Source organism: Methanoregula sp. (assembly GCF_002835825.1).
GTDB lineage: Archaea > Halobacteriota > Methanomicrobia > Methanomicrobiales > Methanospirillaceae > Methanoregula.
Map to the genome: position 1 here is coordinate 1 of NZ_PIZH01000404.1, position 1855 is coordinate 1855.

Here is a 1855-nt window from a genome sequence, read left to right on the forward strand (position 1 = left end):
TGTGTATAAGGGACAGGGGCTATATTATATGGCAAGGACGGTGGTTTTGGGGGTGAATGCCCCATCCCCCGCATCACGTGGTCCCTTCACATGAATGGTGTTCGGGTCTGCCCGTGCTGGTTATTCCGGCTTCCCGGCACGGATCTCATCAATGAACGCGAGCAGCCGGGCATGGTACTCCTCGGCCATGACAAGAGCCTGCAGGGAAGCATTGCAGGAGCAGTTCGCGAGGGCAAGGGTGCGGAGTTCTTCGCTGTGCGGGGAGCCCTGCCCGTAGATCCGGTCGACTGTCTGCCAGGTCTTCGAGCACCAGCGGACGAAGTCGTAATAGTCAAGGCCGGCCCCGTCTTTTTTCACCACATTCAGTGCTTCGATCCGCTCCCGGAGTGCGAGCACGGCATCCTCCGGCGCAACGCGTATTGTCACCATGCGAAAAAAATCAGGCAGTCCCGCACTTGTGTTCAAGCCGCATGATGTAGTAGACAACGGCAAGCATGAAGAAGCCGATCGCCATCAGGGCGATCCCCTGGATGTCGTCGCCAATGGGTGGCATAACGATGACCCAGATGCTGGCACCGATGACACAGAGGGCAAGGACTATCGATCCGTACTTGACAAGCTGGTTTGTTTCCATGGATGATCCTTGAATGGTACGAAGGATATCCGGTCTAATAAAGAGATCCTTTCTCCATCTTCGCCCGTTATGTGAAGGTATCTCCGTATACGGAGTAGGGCCAGATACCTCTAGGGCAAATAATTATGTACCACCGCATGCCTTCACTTCTCTTAAGGTGTGCACGTTGAACAGTCGCTTTTACAACGAGAAGATCGAGACCCTGCCACGGTCCGAGCTCGATGCCCTGATCGATGAACGGGTGAAGTACACGGTCAGCTATGCGAACGAGCACTCGCCGTTCTACCGGTCCTGGTTCCGCGAACACAAGATCAATCCAAAGAGCATCCGTGAGCACGAAGACTTACAGGAGCTCCCGATCATCTCCGGCAGCGCTGTCCGGGCCAACCAGCCGCCGAACCGGCCGGACTACGGTTTCCTCTCCGCAAGCCCGCAGGATATCTTCACGATCCACGAGACGAGCGGGACGAGCGGCGTCCCGAAGAGTTTTTTCCTCTGCTGGGAGGAATGGGAGCGGCTTGCCGAGAAATATGCCCGCATCTTCACCTCGCAGGGATTTACCCGGGGCGACCGGATGGTGATCTGCGCCTCGTACGGTATGAACGTCGGGGCGAACACCATGACGCTTGCGGCCCGGGACCTCGGGGTCACGGTCATCCCGTACGGCAAGTGCACCTTCCCGCTCCGCGTGATCACGAACTACCGGCCGACCGGGATCGTAGGCAGCGTCTTCAAGCTGATCCGGCTCGCCCGGCAGATGGAGGCAGAGGGCCTGGACCCGAAGGAGTCGGGGGTGACAAAACTCATCGCGGGTGGCGAGGCCTTTGCGGACGAGTCGCGGGCCTACCTTGCCGAACTCTGGGGCTCGGATGTCTACAATACGTACGGGAGCACGGAAGGGTCGATGTGCGGGGAGTGCACGGCAAAGCAGGGTCTCCACGTGCCCGAAGACCTTGTCCATCTGGACCTCTACGACCCGCAGCTGAAGGATTTCGTGAAGGAAGGTGAGTGCGGGCGGATCGTGCTCACGACCCTGCTCCCGGTCGGGGCAAAGTGCGGGATGCTCCTCATCAACTATGACACTGATGACACGACTGTTGTCACCAGCCGCGGGAAGTGTGCCTGCGGCAGGACCCATATGCAAATCTACACCCCCCAGCGGGAGGCGGAGACGTTCTGGGCCCATGGCACACCCATGAACCGGGTGGATGTGGAACGCGG

The 1855-nt window shown here is 59.0% G+C and carries 3 protein-coding genes; 1 reads left to right on the forward strand and 2 read right to left on the reverse strand.

What is annotated here, in order from left to right; translation table 11 throughout:
- Positions 1–120 precede the first annotated feature (120 nt).
- Positions 121–429, reverse strand: a complete 309-nt coding sequence (locus CW742_RS11575; RefSeq protein ID WP_292420548.1) for a hypothetical protein — start codon at positions 427–429, stop codon at positions 121–123.
- A gap of 10 nt (positions 430–439) precedes the next feature.
- Positions 440–634, reverse strand: a complete 195-nt coding sequence (locus CW742_RS11580) for a hypothetical protein (RefSeq protein ID WP_292420550.1) — start codon at positions 632–634, stop codon at positions 440–442.
- 166 nt (positions 635–800) lie between these two features.
- Here CW742_RS11580 and ftsA point away from each other — a divergent pair.
- The coding region (gene ftsA, locus CW742_RS11585; RefSeq protein WP_394339470.1) for a coenzyme F390 synthetase at positions 801–1855 on the forward strand (1055 nt) is incomplete at its 3' end.